The 15,981-nt window shown below is 36.9% G+C and carries 17 protein-coding genes; 15 read left to right on the top strand and 2 right to left on the bottom strand.

Translation table 11 applies throughout. The annotated features are described in order from the left end of the window. Nucleotides 1–15: 15 nt before the first annotated feature. The gene (locus tag ACXY7N_RS06500; protein ID WP_016088630.1) at nucleotides 16–897 is read right to left on the bottom strand and encodes a YitT family protein; all 882 of its coding nucleotides are present in this window, start codon (nucleotides 895–897) and stop codon (nucleotides 16–18) included. A gap of 611 nt (nucleotides 898–1,508) precedes the next feature. Between ACXY7N_RS06500 and ACXY7N_RS06505 the strand changes: the two genes are divergently transcribed. Genes ACXY7N_RS06505 through ACXY7N_RS06535 form a run of 7 tightly spaced genes read left to right on the top strand, consistent with a single transcriptional unit; the run spans nucleotide 1,509 to nucleotide 7,063 of the window. After that, the gene (locus ACXY7N_RS06505; protein WP_016088629.1) at nucleotides 1,509–1,850 is read left to right on the top strand and encodes a nucleotide pyrophosphohydrolase; all 342 of its coding nucleotides are present in this window, start codon (nucleotides 1,509–1,511) and stop codon (nucleotides 1,848–1,850) included. Then, nucleotides 1,850–2,650, top strand: coding sequence for a dihydrodipicolinate reductase (gene dapB / locus ACXY7N_RS06510; protein ID WP_088083490.1), 801 nt, complete (start codon nucleotides 1,850–1,852; stop codon nucleotides 2,648–2,650). Before ACXY7N_RS06505 ends, dapB begins: the two co-directional genes overlap by 1 nt. A 14-nt stretch (nucleotides 2,651–2,664) precedes the next feature. Next, nucleotides 2,665–3,060 (top strand): methylglyoxal synthase, encoded by a 396-nt coding sequence (gene mgsA, locus ACXY7N_RS06515; RefSeq protein WP_000684760.1) that lies wholly within the window; start codon nucleotides 2,665–2,667, stop codon nucleotides 3,058–3,060. Nucleotides 3,061–3,071: 11 nt separating this feature from the next. After that, nucleotides 3,072–3,776, top strand: coding sequence for a bacillithiol biosynthesis deacetylase BshB1 (gene bshB1, locus ACXY7N_RS06520; RefSeq protein ID WP_016088628.1), 705 nt, complete (start codon nucleotides 3,072–3,074; stop codon nucleotides 3,774–3,776). After that, complete coding sequence (bshA, locus tag ACXY7N_RS06525) at nucleotides 3,773–4,918, top strand: N-acetyl-alpha-D-glucosaminyl L-malate synthase BshA (protein ID WP_016088627.1); 1,146 nt, start codon at nucleotides 3,773–3,775, stop codon at nucleotides 4,916–4,918. Before bshB1 ends, bshA begins: the two co-directional genes overlap by 4 nt. Then, a complete protein-coding gene (locus ACXY7N_RS06530) occupies nucleotides 4,905–6,098 on the top strand; it encodes a CCA tRNA nucleotidyltransferase (RefSeq protein ID WP_088083491.1) in 1,194 nt (397 codons plus the stop codon). The genes bshA and ACXY7N_RS06530 overlap by 14 nt, the downstream gene beginning before the upstream one ends. Next, nucleotides 6,083–7,063, top strand: a complete 981-nt coding sequence (locus ACXY7N_RS06535; protein WP_016088625.1) for a biotin--[acetyl-CoA-carboxylase] ligase — start codon at nucleotides 6,083–6,085, stop codon at nucleotides 7,061–7,063. Before ACXY7N_RS06530 ends, ACXY7N_RS06535 begins: the two co-directional genes overlap by 16 nt. A gap of 121 nt (nucleotides 7,064–7,184) precedes the next feature. Here ACXY7N_RS06535 and ACXY7N_RS06540 read toward each other — a convergent pair whose 3' ends face one another. Beyond that, a complete protein-coding gene (locus ACXY7N_RS06540; protein ID WP_016088624.1) occupies nucleotides 7,185–7,574 on the bottom strand; it encodes a cupredoxin domain-containing protein in 390 nt (129 codons plus the stop codon). 411 nt (nucleotides 7,575–7,985) lie between these two features. Between ACXY7N_RS06540 and panB the strand changes: the two genes are divergently transcribed. The 8 genes from panB to dnaD all read left to right on the top strand — a co-directional run bounded on the left by panB (nucleotide 7,986) and on the right by dnaD (nucleotide 15,966). Next, nucleotides 7,986–8,822 (top strand): 3-methyl-2-oxobutanoate hydroxymethyltransferase, encoded by an 837-nt coding sequence (panB, locus tag ACXY7N_RS06545; protein ID WP_016088623.1) that lies wholly within the window; start codon nucleotides 7,986–7,988, stop codon nucleotides 8,820–8,822. Next, on the top strand, nucleotides 8,822–9,670 hold the full coding sequence (panC, locus tag ACXY7N_RS06550) for a pantoate--beta-alanine ligase (RefSeq protein WP_016088622.1): 849 nt from the start codon (nucleotides 8,822–8,824) through the stop codon (nucleotides 9,668–9,670). The genes panB and panC overlap by 1 nt, the downstream gene beginning before the upstream one ends. 12 nt (nucleotides 9,671–9,682) lie before the next feature. Beyond that, nucleotides 9,683–10,066 (top strand): aspartate 1-decarboxylase, encoded by a 384-nt coding sequence (gene panD, locus ACXY7N_RS06555; RefSeq protein WP_000490176.1) that lies wholly within the window; start codon nucleotides 9,683–9,685, stop codon nucleotides 10,064–10,066. 128 nt (nucleotides 10,067–10,194) lie between these two features. After that, nucleotides 10,195–12,999, top strand: a complete 2,805-nt coding sequence (gene dinG, locus ACXY7N_RS06560; protein WP_098986207.1) for an ATP-dependent DNA helicase DinG — start codon at nucleotides 10,195–10,197, stop codon at nucleotides 12,997–12,999. A gap of 250 nt (nucleotides 13,000–13,249) precedes the next feature. Further along, complete coding sequence (locus ACXY7N_RS06565; protein WP_000358352.1) at nucleotides 13,250–13,420, top strand: YpmA family protein; 171 nt, start codon at nucleotides 13,250–13,252, stop codon at nucleotides 13,418–13,420. 7 nt (nucleotides 13,421–13,427) lie between these two features. Then, nucleotides 13,428–13,931, top strand: a complete 504-nt coding sequence (locus ACXY7N_RS06570; protein WP_016088620.1) for a cell wall elongation regulator TseB-like domain-containing protein — start codon at nucleotides 13,428–13,430, stop codon at nucleotides 13,929–13,931. An 18-nt stretch (nucleotides 13,932–13,949) separates the two neighbouring features. Then, nucleotides 13,950–15,137, top strand: a complete 1,188-nt coding sequence (gene aspB, locus ACXY7N_RS06575) for an aspartate transaminase AspB (protein WP_016134017.1) — start codon at nucleotides 13,950–13,952, stop codon at nucleotides 15,135–15,137. Nucleotides 15,138–15,258: 121 nt separating this feature from the next. After that, entirely contained in the window at nucleotides 15,259–15,966 is a 708-nt protein-coding gene (dnaD, locus tag ACXY7N_RS06580) for a DNA replication protein DnaD (protein WP_016088618.1), read from the top strand. Nucleotides 15,967–15,981 lie beyond the last annotated feature (15 nt).

A 15,981-nucleotide genomic window follows, 5' to 3' on the forward strand; every position in this document is an offset into this window, starting at 1 on the left:
CTTTTCTAGTTGCATTTATGTATGTAACGGATTTTTATTCTCATCCAATGTAAAACCTTCACCAACTACATCATGTACGTCACTTACAGCAACAAAGGCATGAGGATCTACAGAAGTAATAATATTTTTTAATTTCACGATTTCATTTTTAGCAACAACGCAATATAATACGTTCCGTTCCACTTTTGTATATGATCCAACAGCTTTTAAAAAGGTTGCTCCGCGCTCCATATCAGATAAAATTTTGGCAGCAATTTCATCGTTTTTATCTGAGATAATAGTTGCTCCTTTCGCCGCATAGGCTCCTTCTTGCATAAAATCAATGACTTTCGCCCCGATAAAAACAGCAACTAGCGTATACATGCCCTCGCGGTATGATAAATAGGTAAGAATAGAGACGATAATGACGATAGCATCAAACATAAACATCGTTTTTCCCATACTCCAGCCAACATATTTATGAGCGAGTCTCGCGATAATATCTACACCGCCAGTAGTCCCGCCATATTTAAATATGATCCCAAGACCGATACCAATAAATGCCCCAGCGAATAAAGCCGCGAGTGTCATATCATTTTGTAAGTTTAAATGTAAGTTGAGAACTTCGTAACGCTGAAAAATCCATAGAAATAAAGATACGCTAAAGGTGCCGATTAGTGTATATAAAAATGTCGTTCTTCCAAGTAACTTCCAACCAATAAAAAATATAGGGATATTTAAAAGTAAGTTTGAGTAAGAAGGATCAAACTTAAATAGAAAATACAATAATAGTGTAATACCGGTAAATCCACCTTCTGCAAGGTGATTTTCAATATTGATATTCACAATACCGAAAGAAAAAATAGCGGAACCGATTAAAATGAAAATGATATTTCGAATTCTCAAATTTGATGTCATATAGAAATCCCCCTAATTATGTAGATTGCATTGCTCCGCTGAAACGGTAAAACATAATGATAAGTAATTTCTAGTTGCTAGTGAAAATAGTGAAGGCTACAAAAATCCGATTGGTTCAACTAATCTTTTGCAAAAACCGCAAAAGAAGTTTCACTTTACCCCGTTCCAACGGCTGGTAGGAGATAAAGCTCTGAAGAAGGGCAAACCAGCCGTAGGAACCAGATTGGTTCAACTAATCTTTTGCAAAAACCGCAAAAGAAGTTTCACTTTACCCCGTTCCAACGGCTGGTAGGGAATAAAGCTCTGAAGAAGGACAAACCAGCCGTAGGAACCCGATTGGTTCAACTAATCTTTTGCGAAAAGCATGCAAAAGAAGTTTCACTTTACCCCGTTCCAACGGCTGGTAGGGGATAAAGCTCTGAAGAAGGACAAACCAGCCGTAGGAACCCGATTGGTTCAACTAATCTTTTGCGAAAAGCATGCAAAAGAAGTTTCACTTTATTATAGTCTATCCAAAAAAGGGTCGCAAATAGGTGTTTTGCGGGGAATAATATTTGTCAAATCGCGATGAATTGGCTAACATGAAAGAGGAAGGATTAGAGGTGAATTGTATGGAAACAAAAACGATGAAGGATATGCAGAAAGAAGTAGATGCATATATTGGTCAGTTTAAAGAAGGTTATTTCAGTCCACTTGCAATGATGGCTCGTTTAACGGAAGAAATGGGGGAGCTTGCAAGAGAGGTTAATCATTATTATGGTGAGAAACCGAAGAAAACAACTGAAACAGAACGTAGTATTGAAGAAGAGCTTGGAGATGTATTATTTGTTATGATTTGTATGGCAAATAGTTTAAATATTGATTTAGAAACAGCACATAACATTGTAATGAATAAATTTAATACTCGCGATAAAGATCGCTGGACACGTATTGATGAGGGAGAGAAAGAATAATGAAAGAAATTAAAGTAATTATCGCTGGACCAAGAGGACGTATGGGACATGAAGCAGTCCTTCTTATGGAAAGAACGGAACATTTTAATTTAGTAGCAGCAGTGGATTATAAGCATGGTGGAGAGAAAATCTCTGATTTACCGGGCATGCCAGCGTTACAAGCGCCAATTTACGCAGATTTACATACTTGTTTAGAGGAAGTAGAAGCAGATGTGTTGTTAGATTTAACAACGCCAGAAGTTGGAAAACAACACGTTACACTAGCAGTTGAGCGTGGACTTCGTTCTGTTATTGGTACAACTGGATTTACAGAAGAAGAACTAAAGCAATTAACAGAGAATGCGAAGGAAAAAGCAGTAGGAACAATTATCGCTCCGAACTTTGCAATTGGTGCAGTTCTTATGATGAAATTCTCACAAATAGCAGCGAAGTACTTCCAAGATGTTGAAGTAATTGAATTGCATCATGATCAAAAATTAGATGCACCATCTGGTACAGCTGTAAAAACAGTAGAATTAATTCGTCAAAACCGTGAATCAAAGCAGCAAGGTCACCCAAATGAAGTAGAGCAATTAGAAGGTGCTCGTGGTGCAAATGTAGACGGCATTCACATTCATAGTGTACGTTTACCAGGACTTATTGCACACCAAGAAGTAATGTTTGGTGGAGATGGACAAATGTTAACGGTTCGCCATGATTCATTCAATCGTGCATCCTTTATGTCAGGTGTAAAACTATCAATTGATACAGTAATGAATTTAGATCATCTTGTGTACGGATTAGAAAACATTATCGACTAAAGGGGAGACAACGGATGAAAATTGCCTTAATCGCACATGACAAAAAGAAAAATGACATGGTTTCGTTTGCGTATGCATATAAACCAATTTTTGAGAAGCATGAATTGTTTGCAACAGGGACGACAGGACTTCGTATTATGGAGGCAACTGGTTTAGTTGTAACAAGATATCAATCGGGTCCTCTTGGTGGTGATCAAGAAATTGGTGCCATGATTGCGAAAAATGATATGGATATGGTGATTTTTTTCCGAGATCCACTAACGGCTCAGCCGCATGAACCAGATGTAAATGCATTGCTTCGTCTATGTGATGTATATGCGATTCCACTTGCAACGAATATGGCAAGTGCTGAAATGTTAATGCACGCATTAGAGCGAGGAGATTTAGATTACCGCAAGTTAAGAAAATGAGGGGAACAATTATGAGTGGATTACATATATTAGCGTTTGGTGCTCATGCCGATGATGTTGAAATCGGCATGGCTGGTACCATTGCTAAATATACGAAGCAAGGGTATGAAGTAGGTATTTGTGATTTAACAGAAGCTGATCTTTCTTCTAATGGAACAATAGAATTGAGAAAAGAAGAAGCAAAGGCGGCAGCTCGTATAATGGGAGTAAAAACGAGACTGAATTTAGCGATGCCAGACCGTGGTTTGTATATGAAAGAAGAGTATATACGTGAAATTGTAAAGGTGATTCGTACATATAAACCAAAACTAGTTTTTGCGCCGTATTATGAAGATCGTCATCCAGATCATGCGAATTGTGCAAAACTTGTGGAAGAAGCTATTTTTTCAGCGGGAATTCGTAAATATATGCCAGAGCTTCCACCACATCGTGTGGAGTCTTTTTATTATTATATGATTAATGGTTTTCATAAACCGAATTTTTGTATAGATATAAGTGAGTACCTTTCTATAAAAGTGGAAGCATTAGAAGCATATGAAAGTCAGTTTTCAACAGGTAGTGATGGTGTGAAAACGCCGTTAACAGAAGGTTATGTTGAAACTGTGGTCGCTCGAGAGAAAATGTTTGGAAAAGAAGTTGGAGTCTTATATGCCGAGGGATTTATGAGTAAGAAACCGGTTTTATTACATGCTGATTTAATAGGGGGATGTAAATGAAATTAAAAATAGGTATTACATGTTATCCTTCTGTAGGTGGTTCTGGGGTTGTTGGAACAGAATTAGGAAAGCAATTAGCGGAACGCGGGCATGAAATTCATTTTATTACATCGGGTTTACCATTCCGGTTAAATAAAGTGTATCCAAACATTTATTTTCATGAAGTGACGGTAAATCAATACTCTGTATTTCAATATCCACCATACGATTTAGCGTTAGCGAGTAAAATGGCAGAGGTTGCACAAAGAGAAAACCTAGATATTTTACATGTGCATTACGCAATACCACATGCAATTTGTGCTTATTTAGCAAAACAAATGATTGGAGAGCGTATTAAAATTGTTACAACCTTGCATGGAACAGATATTACTGTGTTAGGTTCCGACCCTTCGCTAAATAATTTAATTCGTTTTGGTATTGAGCAATCTGATGTTGTGACGGCTGTCTCGCATTCATTAATTAACGAAACGCATGAGCTTGTAAAACCAAATAAAAACATTCAAACGGTATATAACTTTATAGACGAACGTGTATATTTCAAGCGTGATATGTCTCAATTAAAGAAAGAATACGGTATAAGTGAGAGTGAAAAGATACTAATTCACATTTCAAACTTCCGTAAAGTGAAACGTGTGCAAGATGTTGTTCAGGCATTTGCTAAAATTGTTACAGAAGTAGATGCGAAGTTGCTTCTTGTTGGAGATGGACCAGAATTTTGCACGATTTTACAGATAGTGAAAAATCTACATATTGAAGATCGCGTCTTATTCTTAGGGAAGCAAGATAATGTTGCAGAGCTACTTGCGATGAGTGATTTAATGTTGCTTCTTTCAGAGAAGGAGAGTTTTGGTCTTGTTTTATTAGAAGCGATGGCGTGTGGTGTACCTTGTATCGGAACAAGGGTTGGAGGTATTCCAGAAGTCATTCAACATGGCGAAACAGGATATTTATGTGAAGTTGGCAATCCAACAGGAGTGGCAAATCAAGCCATTCAGCTATTAAAGGATGAAGAACTTCACCGTAATATGGGAGAGCGAGCAAGAGCAAGTGTTTACGAGCAGTTCCGCTCTGAAAAAATCGTCTCACAATATGAAACGATTTACTATGATGTACTAAGGGATGACAAAAATGAAAAGATTTAAAAAAGCTAGCTCTATTATTGAGACTTTAAAGCAACAAGGACATGAGGCCTACTTTGTCGGTGGAAGCGTACGAGATCTTATTATCGATAGGCCGATTGGAGATATTGATATTGCGACATCTGCTTTACCAGAAGAAGTGATGGCTATATTTCCAAGACATGTTCCTGTTGGTCTTGAGCATGGAACTGTAATTGTGGTAGAAAATGGTGAACCTTATGAGGTAACCACTTTTCGAACAGAGAGCGAATATGAAGATTTTCGAAGACCTAGTAGTGTTCAATTTGTTCGTTCATTAGAAGAGGATTTAAAACGTCGTGATTTCACAATGAATGCAATTGCGATGACAGAAGAAGGCGAAATGGTTGATTTATTTGCTGGACAGGAAGCGATTCAAAAGAGAGAAATTGTGACAGTTGGCAATGCTGCGGATCGTTTTCAAGAAGACGCCCTGCGAATGATGCGTGGTATTCGTTTCGTAAGTACGTTAGGTTTTTCTTTAGAAATGAAAACGAAACAAGCAATTGAAACATATGGACATTTACTGGAACATATTGCAATTGAGCGAATTACAGTGGAATTTGAGAAACTGTTAACTGGTACATATTGCGTGAAGGGCTTGCAAGAATTAGTAGAAACGAAGCTATTTTCTCATCTGCCATATTTACAAATGTCAGAAGAGAGATTATTAAAAGCTACGCAGTATAACTGGGATTCTTTTGAAACGGACATTGAGGCATGGGCATTTTTCTTATATTGTATCGGAGAAGAGCATCCATCTGTCTTTTTGCGTCAATGGAAGTTTTCGAATAAAAAAATAAAAGATATCGTCGCAGTTTTATTAACAATTCGTACGAGAAAGGAGAAGGATTGGGATACAGTCCTTCTTTATAAAACGGGACTTCATATCGCTGAAATGGCCGAAAGAGTATATGAAGCGATGATTGAAAGCTATGATCATACAGCTGTTAAACGAGTACAAACGTTGTTTGAAGTATTGCCAATCAAGAGTCGCCAAGAAATGAATGTGACTGGGAATGATTTATTAAACTGGGCAAATAAAAAGCCCGGTCCGTGGGTCGCTGAAATGATTCAAAAAATTGAGGAAGCAATCGTACAAGGAAACGTAGGTAATGAGAAAGAGTGTATAAGGGAGTGGCTGCAAGAATGCAATCTACTATAAGAAAGCAGTTATTGCAAGTTTTTTCGGAAGCGGATGGCGCGTTTGTATCTGGCCAAACGATTAGTGATAAACTTGGTTGTTCAAGAACCGCTGTGTGGAAACATATGGAGGACCTTCGGAATGAGGGATATGAACTTGAAGCTGTGCGTCGATTAGGTTATCGCATTGCGGGTAAGCCAGACAAAGTAACTGCTAATGAAATTCAGTTAGGGTTACAAACGAAACATATTGGTAGAACGGTATATTTTGAAGAAACTGTTGAATCCACGCAGCATATTGCAGCAAAACTTGCTTATGAAGGCGCAGAAGAAGGAACGATTGTTGTGGCAGAAGAACAAACGTCGGGCAGAGGTCGTTTAAGCAGGAAATGGTATTCACCAAAAGGAACAGGAATTTGGATGAGTATTATTTTACGTCCATCAATCCCTGTTCATCATGCACCACAACTTACTTTATTAGCGGCTGTGAGCGTTGCACAAGCAATTGAAAAGTGTACGGGTGTAAACGTAGGAATAAAATGGCCGAATGATATTTTAATTCAAGGTAAAAAGGCTGTAGGTATATTAACAGAAATGCAGGCGGATCCCGATAAAATTAATGCTGTTATTATGGGGATTGGTATTAATGCGAATCAAAAGCAAGAACATTTTGATGAGGAAATTCAGCATATTGCTACTTCTTTAGCAATTGAATCCGGTAAGCCAATTGTTCGTGCAGAGCTTATGCAACAAATCTTTTTACAACTAGAAAAATTATATGAAGAGTATTTACAAAATGGTTTCTCTGTTATTAAAATTCTTTGGGAAAGTTACGCTGTGAGCATCGGGAAAGAAATTACAGCCCGAACGATGAGACAGTCGATTACAGGGCTAGCAAAAGGGATTACAGAAGAAGGTGTATTACTTCTAGAGGACCATGAGGGAAAAGTACATCATATTCATTCTGCGGATATCGAAATTAAGTAAAAGAAGTTCCTCTTTTGGAACTTCTTTTTTATTTCCATATTTTGAGCTAATCTTGCAATACGATAATAAATTTTTTAATAACTAATTTTCATTTTACGTATCGTCCGGTTGTTCTTACTTGTTATTTGACGATTACTTTGCCATCCATTCCTTTAAGGAGATGGTACCGGCATATTAATTCATATGTACCAGTACTTTTAGGTTTCACGGTAATACTTTTTTCTTTTTCTGGCTCAACTATGACGTCAATGCCGAGTTTTTTTACTGTAAAGGTGTGCTCGTTTTTACCTTTATTTTTTAATAGTAATGTTGTTGATTCTTCAATCGGAATCGTGATGATATTGGGGTTAAAGTAATCATCATTCAGTTCGACCTCAATTACTTTTGTTGAATCGATAGGTTGTGTGCCGACGTTAACTGAGGCAAAGACATTGAAGGATCCTAAAGTCATACACCATACAATCATCACAAGCAAACTGATGAACCGAGATAACCATTTGTTCATAGACATTCGCCATTCTCCTTTTGTAAGTACTTTTCCTCAATTAACTTGCATCAATATTTTAAGAGTTATACTATGCATGTAAACAAAGCTGTTTATCTTTCTATGATTGCGTCAGTTATAAAAAAATTTCACATACCGTAATGAGAATAAAAATTATTTTTTCAAAAAAATGTAGTAATTCCTTTTCGGAGTTTGCTATAATTAGTTCGAATGTGGGCAGTATCAGAGCGAACTGCACCATGATTCGAAGAATACGAAAACTAATAACTTGGATTCTGCCTTGATCCAATAACGGACTGGGACAGAGGGATGAATAATGCCGACTAACACACAACCCTTCTGCCCTTTTATGGCCAGAGGGGTTTTTTTATATGATTTCGGCCATCGCCTCTCTCCTGCATAAAGGAGGAGTAGTTTTTGAAAACAAAAACAGATTTTTTGAAGATGAAAGAGCAAGGTGAGCCGATTACAATGCTAACGGCGTATGATTATCCATCTGCTAAGTTAGCAGAAGAAGCTGAAGTTGATATGATTCTAGTTGGAGATTCCCTTGGGATGGTTGTGCTCGGCTACGATTCAACAGTACCTGTAACAGTAGAGGATATGATTCATCATACGAAAGCTGTACGCCGAGGAGCGAAAGAGACGTTTATTGTAACTGATATGCCATTTATGTCGTATCATGTGTCGTTGCAAGATACGATGGTGAATGCACGCCGTATTGTTCAAGAGAGTGGTGCTCATGCACTGAAGGTAGAAGGTGCAGGGGAAGTGGTATCAACTATTCATTACTTGACGAATGCGGGAATTCCTGTCGTGGCACATTTAGGCTTAACTCCTCAATCTGTAGGAGTACTAGGTGGGTATAAAGTACAAGGAAAAGATGCTGAAAGTGCAAAGAAATTAATAGAAGATGCGAAGAGATGTGAGGAAGCTGGTGCGATAGCGCTTGTGTTAGAATGTGTGCCAATGCAGTTAGCAGAATTAATTTCGAAGCAACTAACAATTCCGACGATTGGAATTGGAGCAGGGCGAAAGGTAGATGGGCAAGTACTTGTTTATCATGATCTTATCTCATACGGCGTAAATCGTGTTCCGAAATTTGTGAAGCAATATACGTCTGTTCAAGAGGAGATTGTGCGAGGGATTTCACAATACGTTACTGAAGTAAAGACAGGACAATTTCCAGAAGAAAAACATTCATTCACAATGAAAGAGGAAGAATGCTTAGCGTTATACGGAGGAAAACAATAATGAAAATCGTAACTACAGTGCAAGAGATGCAGCACATTACAAACGAACTTCGTACAAGTGGAAAAAGTATTGGTTTTGTTCCAACGATGGGTTATTTACATGAAGGTCATGCGACTCTATTACGTAAGGCAAGAGCAGAAAATGAAATTGTCGTTTTAAGCGTGTTTGTCAATCCGCTACAGTTTGGGCCGAATGAAGATTTAGATCGATACCCTCGTGATATTGATAGAGATGAAAATGTAGCAAAAGAAAACGGTGTAGATTATTTATTTTATCCGAGCGTAGAAGAAATGTATCCAGCAGAACAAACGACAACAGTAGCAGTTGTGAAGCGTACTGATGTATTATGTGGCAAACAAAGACCTGGTCATTTCGCTGGTGTTGCGACTGTACTAATGAAACTGTTTAATATTACATTACCAACGCGTGCGTATTTCGGTATGAAAGATGCACAGCAAGTTGCTGTCATTGAAGGATTTGTCGCTGATTTTAATATTCCGGTTACGATCGTACCAGTGGATATTGTAAGGGAAGAAGATGGATTAGCGAAAAGTTCTCGTAACGTGTATTTATCACAAGAAGAGCGTGAAGAGGCTCCTCATTTATACCGCAGTCTATGTGTAGCGAAAGAAAGAATTGAGGCAGGCGAACGTAATTCAGAAATTATTACAACTCTTGTGAAAGAGTATATTGAGACGTATACGAAAGGCACTGTAGATTATGCTGATTTATATGCCTATCCTTCACTACAAGTAATAGATAAAATTGAAGGACGAATCATTTTAGCAATTGCAGTTAAATTTGAGAATGTACGATTAATTGACAATATAACATTAACGGTTAAATAAGGGGGAGCATCTATGTTTCGCACAATGATGAGAGCGAAGTTACATCGCGCTACAGTAACAGAAGCAAATTTAAATTATGTAGGTAGTATTACAATTGATGAAGATTTAATGGATGCAGTAAATATTGTAGAAAATGAAAAAGTACAAATTGTAAATAACAATAATGGTGCTCGCTTAGAGACATATGTTATTAAAGGAGAACGCGGTAGCGGTGTTGTTTGTTTAAATGGTGCAGCTGCAAGGCTTGTACAGCCAGGGGATAAAGTTATTATTATTTGCTACGGTTTAGTGGCAGAAGAAAATATTCATAAACAAGAGCCGAAAATTGCAGTATTAGACGATGATAATCAAATTATTGAAATGTTAGGTGCTGAAAAAGCGGGTACGATATTATAAGTAAGAAGGCTATCTCTATTACGGAGATAGCTTTTTTGTGCATCTTTTCATTAAGATGAGATAAAACGTGGTATAGTAACATTATATAATTATGTGTTTGATAGGTAAGAAATTGAGGTGTTACATATATGAGTAAGCGTTATGTCGTTGTGGATTTAGAGACGACAGGGAACTCCTGGAAGGATGGGAAGGATAAAATTACCCAAATTGCAGCTGTTGTAGTGGAAGATGGAGAGATATTAGAGATTTTTTCATCTTTTATTAATCCGAAGAGAGAGATTCCGCCATTTATTACAGAGCTAACAGGGATTGATGAGAGTATGGTTAAGCAAGCCCCGTTATTTCAAGATGTAGCCCCGATGGTTGTTGAGCTATTACAAGGTGCAGCTTTCGTTGCACATAATGTTCACTTTGATTGGAATTTTTTAACGGAAGAATTAAGGCAGGCTGGATATACAGAAGTACATTGCCCAAAAGTTGATACAGTTGAGTTGGCGCAAATTCTTTTGCCGACGGCTGATAGTTATAAATTACGTGATTTAGCTAAACAACATGAACTAGAGCACGATCAACCACATCGTGCCGATAGTGATGCTCTTGCAACAGCGGAATTGTTTTTACAATTTTTAAATGAAATTGAAAAGTTACCACTTGTCACCTTGCAATCGCTTTATGAATTGAGCGATGTTTTTCAAAGTGATATAGCGGATGTACTTGCTGAAAATATTTTAAAGAAAATGATGCATGGTAAAAAAGAGGCAGAGGGGTATGAAGTGTATCGAAATATTGCGCTTCGAAAACGGAATTATTCTTTAAATCTCAGTGAAACATGTTCATCTAAATTTGATGCTTTCTTGCATAAGACAATCGATAAACTTGAATTGAATATGCCACAGTTTGAAAAAAGAGAAAGCCAACAGATTATGATGAAGGAAATATATACAGCACTAAGAGATTCTAGGTTTTCACTAATAGAAGCAGGAACAGGAACAGGAAAGACTCTTGCGTATTTGCTTCCAAGTATTTATTTTGCAACGAAAAAAGAAGAACCTGTCATCATAAGTACCCAAACTGTACAACTACAACAACAAATATTAGAAAAAGAAATTCCATTATTACAGAAAATAATGCCATTTTCATTTGAAGTAGCTCTGTTGAAAGGAAGAAAGCATTATCTTTGTCTACATAAATTTGAATATGCTTTGCAAGAGGAAGAGAAAAATTATGATATGGCGCTCACAAAGGCCAAAATTTTAGTGTGGTTATTGCAAACGGAAACTGGCGATCGGGATGAATTAAATATTCCTGAGGGCGGAAAGTTACTTTGGAACCGTATTTGTAGTGATGTACATAGTCCAGGCGGGATGCAAAGCAACTGGTATAGTCGTTGTTTTTATCAACGAGCAAAGAATAAAGCATTATTTGCAGATATCGTTATTACAAATCATGCGTTATTATTTCAAGATTTTTCAAGTGAAGAACCACTATTTGCTTCATGTGAACATATTATTTTTGATGAAGCTCATCATATCGAGGAAGCGGCGAGTAGAACATTAGGTGAACAGTTCTCCTGTATGTATTTCCAGCTAGTTTTATCTCGTCTTGGTACGCTAGAAACAGATGATGTACTTTCTAAAGTATATAAAATGATGAAAAAATCAGAACAAGCCTCTCGTTCGACTTTCCGTATGGTGAGTCATAGTTTGAAGGAATTGAAATTTGATGCGGATGAGCTATTCCAAATGTTACGTGCTTTTATCTTTAAGCAAACAAAGCAGGAACAAGGGATAAGCAATATGCCAGTCATTTATCGATATAACACGGAAGTAGAGAAAGGTAAGTTATGGGATAGCATTACCGAGTTAACAAATCGTTTTGTATACGATGTAAGGAAATTGTTGACTACACTTGAGAAGCAAGTTGATATATTGCAAAGTAAGTTAGAATGGGAGATGCATGTTGTTACAGGTGAATTTATGCATTTAATTGAGTTATTGAGAAAGATGGAACAATCTTTACAATTACTCATTTTAGAAAAAAATTCATACGTGACATGGATGGAGACTGAAACGAAGGGAACAATTCATTCAACAGTTTTATATGCGCAGCCTGTTCATATTGGTGAAAGATTTGCTGATGAATTTTTAACACAGAAAAAGAGTGTTATTTTTACATCAGCAACGTTAACAGTAAACGATTCATTTGATTATATAAAAGAAGAGCTAGGTTTACATGATTTTGCTCCTAATACATTACAGGTTCCTTCACCTTTCCGTTTTGAAGAACAGATGAAATTAATGGTTTCAACGGATGTGCCTTTTATTAAGCAAGCAAGTAATGAAGAATATATTGAATCAGTGTCGGGACATATTGCAAAAATAGCGAAAGCTACAAAAGGTAGAATGCTTGTTTTATTCACTTCGTATGAAATGTTGAAAGAAGCGTATACGAATTTGAAAAATGATGAGGAATTAGAAGGGTATTTATTATTGACGCAAAGTGTGAATAATAAGAGCCGAAGTCGTCTCATTCGTAAATTTCAAGAGTTCGACAAATCAATTTTGTTAGGAACAAGTAGTTTTTGGGAAGGGATAGATATACCTGGAGATGCCCTTAGTTGCCTTGTTATTGTCCGGCTTCCCTTTACGCCTCCTCATCAACCGATGATGGAAGCAAAAGGAGAGTGGTTAAAAAATCAAGGAGAGGACGTATTCGCTAAGTTAGCACTCCCGCAAGCAATCTTGCGTTTCAAACAAGGATTTGGTCGTCTGATTAGAACAAGTACAGATACTGGAACGGTATTTGTATTAGATCGTCGTTTGACAAGCTCTTCTTATGGAAAACATTTTTTACAATCAATCCCAACTGTCCCGCTCTATGAAGGGCCGTTAGAAGAATTGTTAGAACAATTAAAGGAACAATCAAATGAATAAATTTGGAAGAAAAATACGCCTGAAGTACATTTAAACTTCAGGCGTAAAAAATGTGGGTAGGAGGAATTTTATTTTTCTTACTTCTTGTATACAAAATGTAGTGGTTTTCGACTTGAAACCTTTTTTTGCTGTACATGTCCTGCTATAATAGATGGGTGATGAAGCAGGGGTTGTAAAGAATGTACTCTTATTGTAACCGCATTGCGTTCTTCTATAATTAGAAATTTTTGTGTAACGGAGGAGTTTTTTCATGGATAAGAAAATCGAAGTCCTATCAACGACGCGTATTAAATATTCGTCTGACTTGTATAAAATCGTTGATAGTTTGAATCGTACGTTAAAAGAGCAGGACCTCATGTTCGGATTAGCATTAGACGAAAAAGATAAAGAAACAGCTGTATTTACGATTTACAGAACGTAGTGATACAATGAAAAAGTGGATCTTTGCAATCGTTATCGTAATCGTTGCTAGCGGAATATATGGGGCGTATGTTTATAATAAAGCAATGGAAAAGAAAGTTCCTAAAGAGGAAAAATCTGTAGAAATTGCAAAGGAAAAAGCAAAGCTTACAAAAGTAAAATCTGTTGATTATTATAATGGGAATTCTTCATATACAGTCGTACAAGGTGTAGACGAAAAAGGAGAACAAATTATTGTTTGGGTACCTGATAAAAAAGGGAATGTCCTTGTGAAGAAAAAGAGTGAGGGTATTCCTGAAAAAGAGGCTTTGCAAAAGTTGGCTGAACAAGCTACAGGAAAAGGCGATGAGCCGAAGCCAAAGCCAAAAGAAATTATAAAAGTAAAATTAGGTGCTCAAAACGATATTCCGTTGTGGGAAATTACATATATTGATCAGGAAGATCGTTATACGTATTACTATCTAGAATTTCAAAATGGGGTTTATGCTGGTCACTACAGCATTGAAAAATAGATGTAGGGGGAACTACAAATGAAATTAGCAAAGCGAGTAGCTGCTTTAACACCGTCTTCAACTTTAGAAATTACAGCAAAGGCACAAGCATTAAAAGCAGAAGGTCATGATGTAATTGGATTAGGGGCAGGAGAGCCTGACTTTAATACACCAGAACATATTATGGATGCTGCACATAAAGCGATGTTAGAAGGACATACGAAGTATACACCAACAGGTGGTTTACAAGCGCTAAAACAAGAAATTGTGAAGAAGTTTACTCGTGATCAAGGAATTGCGTATGATCCGTCTGAAATTATTGTATGTAACGGCGCAAAGCATGCATTATATACATTATTCCAAGTATTACTTGATGAAGGAGATGAAGTTATCATCCCAACTCCTTACTGGGTAAGTTATCCTGAACAAGTAAAACTCGCTGGAGGTAAGCCAGTTTATGTAGAAGGCCTGGAAGACAATGAGTACAAAATTACAGCGAAGCAGCTGCGTGAGGCAATTACAGAGAAAACGAAAGCAGTTATTATTAATTCACCGAGCAATCCAACAGGAATGATTTACAGCAAAGAGGAATTACAACAGCTTGGAGAAGTATGTTTAGAACATGATATTTTAATCGTTTCAGATGAAATTTATGAAAAATTAATTTATGGTGGAGCAGAATATACTTCAATTGCCCAGCTTTCTAATGCATTAAAAGAACAAACACTTATTATTAATGGTGTATCTAAATCTCATTCTATGACAGGATGGCGTATTGGATATGCAGCAGGAAATAAGCAGCTTATTAAAGCGATGACGAACTTAGCGAGTCATAGTACGTCAAACCCTACTTCAATCGCTCAATACGGTGCAATCGCGGCATATGCAGGCACACAAGAACCTGTAGAAACAATGCGTCAAGCATTTGAAGAGAGATTAAACATTATTTATGATAAATTAATTCAAATCCCTGGCTTTACTTGCATTAAACCACAAGGTGCATTTTACTTATTCCCTAATGTAAAAGAAGCTGTAGCTTTATCAGGATACGAAACTGTTGATGATTGGGCAAAAGCTCTATTAGAAGAGGAAAAAGTGGCTCTTGTACCAGGTACAGGATTTGGTGCTCCAAATAACGTTCGTTTATCATATGCGACATCTCTTGAACAAGTGGAGAAAGCATTAGAACGCATTCATACGTTTATGAACAGTAAAGTGCAAGCTTAACTGTATATTTTATTAACACAATACCAAAAACCTTCCTACATAATAGGAAGGTTTTTTTGACGAATTGTGGCAAAAAGAAATAGTGAAAGGTGTGTTATACTAGAGAGCGAGGTGTTTGGTGATGAAAAAGAAAATGATGTTACAGTGGTTTGAGCAGGGAAGCATTGCAATTCCAAAATTACTTATGATGCATTATAAAAAATTAGGGTTAAATGAAACGGAATTTATGGTTGTACTTCATGTACACACATTTTTAGAATCGGGCAATTCGTTTCCGACTCCGTCAGAGATTTCAGAACGGATGACCATTACGGAAATGAAATGTATGGAAGTAATTCAGACATTGATTCAAAAAGGTTTTTTATCACTAGAAGGTGGACAAAAATCAGAAGCGATGATGTGTGAAAGTTATTCTTTACAACCGCTATGGGAAAAAATATTGCATTTCTTTATGAATGAATCAATAGAGGACGAACAAAAAGAAATAAAACAACTGCAAGTAAATTTATATACAGTATTTGAAAAAGAATTTGGAAGACCACTTTCTCCATTTGAATGTGAAACGTTGGGAATGTGGGAAGATCAAGATCAACATCATCCGAATTTAATTCAAGCGGCCCTCAGGGAAGCTGTAATGAGTGGTAAGCTTAATTTCCGATATATTGATCGTATTTTATTTGAGTGGAAAAAGAATGGTATTAAAACAGTAGATCAAGCCCAAAACCAAGGACGGAAATTTAGAGAAAATCAACAACGAACGCAGCAAACGACAAAACAAGAGACGAAATTTACTGGGAAAGTGCCTTTTTATAATTGGTTGGAGCAGTAATGTAGGAGGAAGTAT

The sequence above is a fragment of the Bacillus sp. 5w2 genome (assembly GCF_054353775.1).

Excerpts from the sequence above, each read along its gene's own strand:
- bshA (WP_016088627.1), top strand. The coding sequence starts at position 3,773 with ATGAAATTAAAAATAGGTATTACATGTTATCCTTCTGTAGGTGGTTCT.
- ACXY7N_RS06570 (WP_016088620.1), top strand. The coding sequence starts at position 13,428 with ATGAAAAAGTGGATCTTTGCAATCGTTATCGTAATCGTTGCTAGCGGA.
- bshB1 (WP_016088628.1), top strand. The coding sequence starts at position 3,072 with ATGAGTGGATTACATATATTAGCGTTTGGTGCTCATGCCGATGATGTT.
- ACXY7N_RS06565 (WP_000358352.1), top strand. The coding sequence starts at position 13,250 with ATGGATAAGAAAATCGAAGTCCTATCAACGACGCGTATTAAATATTCG.
- dapB (WP_088083490.1), top strand. The coding sequence starts at position 1,850 with ATGAAAGAAATTAAAGTAATTATCGCTGGACCAAGAGGACGTATGGGA.
- aspB (WP_016134017.1), top strand. The coding sequence starts at position 13,950 with ATGAAATTAGCAAAGCGAGTAGCTGCTTTAACACCGTCTTCAACTTTA.
- dinG (WP_098986207.1), top strand. The coding sequence starts at position 10,195 with ATGAGTAAGCGTTATGTCGTTGTGGATTTAGAGACGACAGGGAACTCC.
- panD (WP_000490176.1), top strand. The coding sequence starts at position 9,683 with ATGTTTCGCACAATGATGAGAGCGAAGTTACATCGCGCTACAGTAACA.
- dnaD (WP_016088618.1), top strand. The coding sequence starts at position 15,259 with ATGAAAAAGAAAATGATGTTACAGTGGTTTGAGCAGGGAAGCATTGCA.
- ACXY7N_RS06500 (WP_016088630.1), bottom strand. The coding sequence starts at position 897 with ATGACATCAAATTTGAGAATTCGAAATATCATTTTCATTTTAATCGGT.
- ACXY7N_RS06535 (WP_016088625.1), top strand. The coding sequence starts at position 6,083 with ATGCAATCTACTATAAGAAAGCAGTTATTGCAAGTTTTTTCGGAAGCG.
- mgsA (WP_000684760.1), top strand. The coding sequence starts at position 2,665 with ATGAAAATTGCCTTAATCGCACATGACAAAAAGAAAAATGACATGGTT.
- ACXY7N_RS06530 (WP_088083491.1), top strand. The coding sequence starts at position 4,905 with ATGAAAAGATTTAAAAAAGCTAGCTCTATTATTGAGACTTTAAAGCAA.
- ACXY7N_RS06540 (WP_016088624.1), bottom strand. The coding sequence starts at position 7,574 with ATGTCTATGAACAAATGGTTATCTCGGTTCATCAGTTTGCTTGTGATG.
- panC (WP_016088622.1), top strand. The coding sequence starts at position 8,822 with ATGAAAATCGTAACTACAGTGCAAGAGATGCAGCACATTACAAACGAA.
- ACXY7N_RS06505 (WP_016088629.1), top strand. The coding sequence starts at position 1,509 with ATGGAAACAAAAACGATGAAGGATATGCAGAAAGAAGTAGATGCATAT.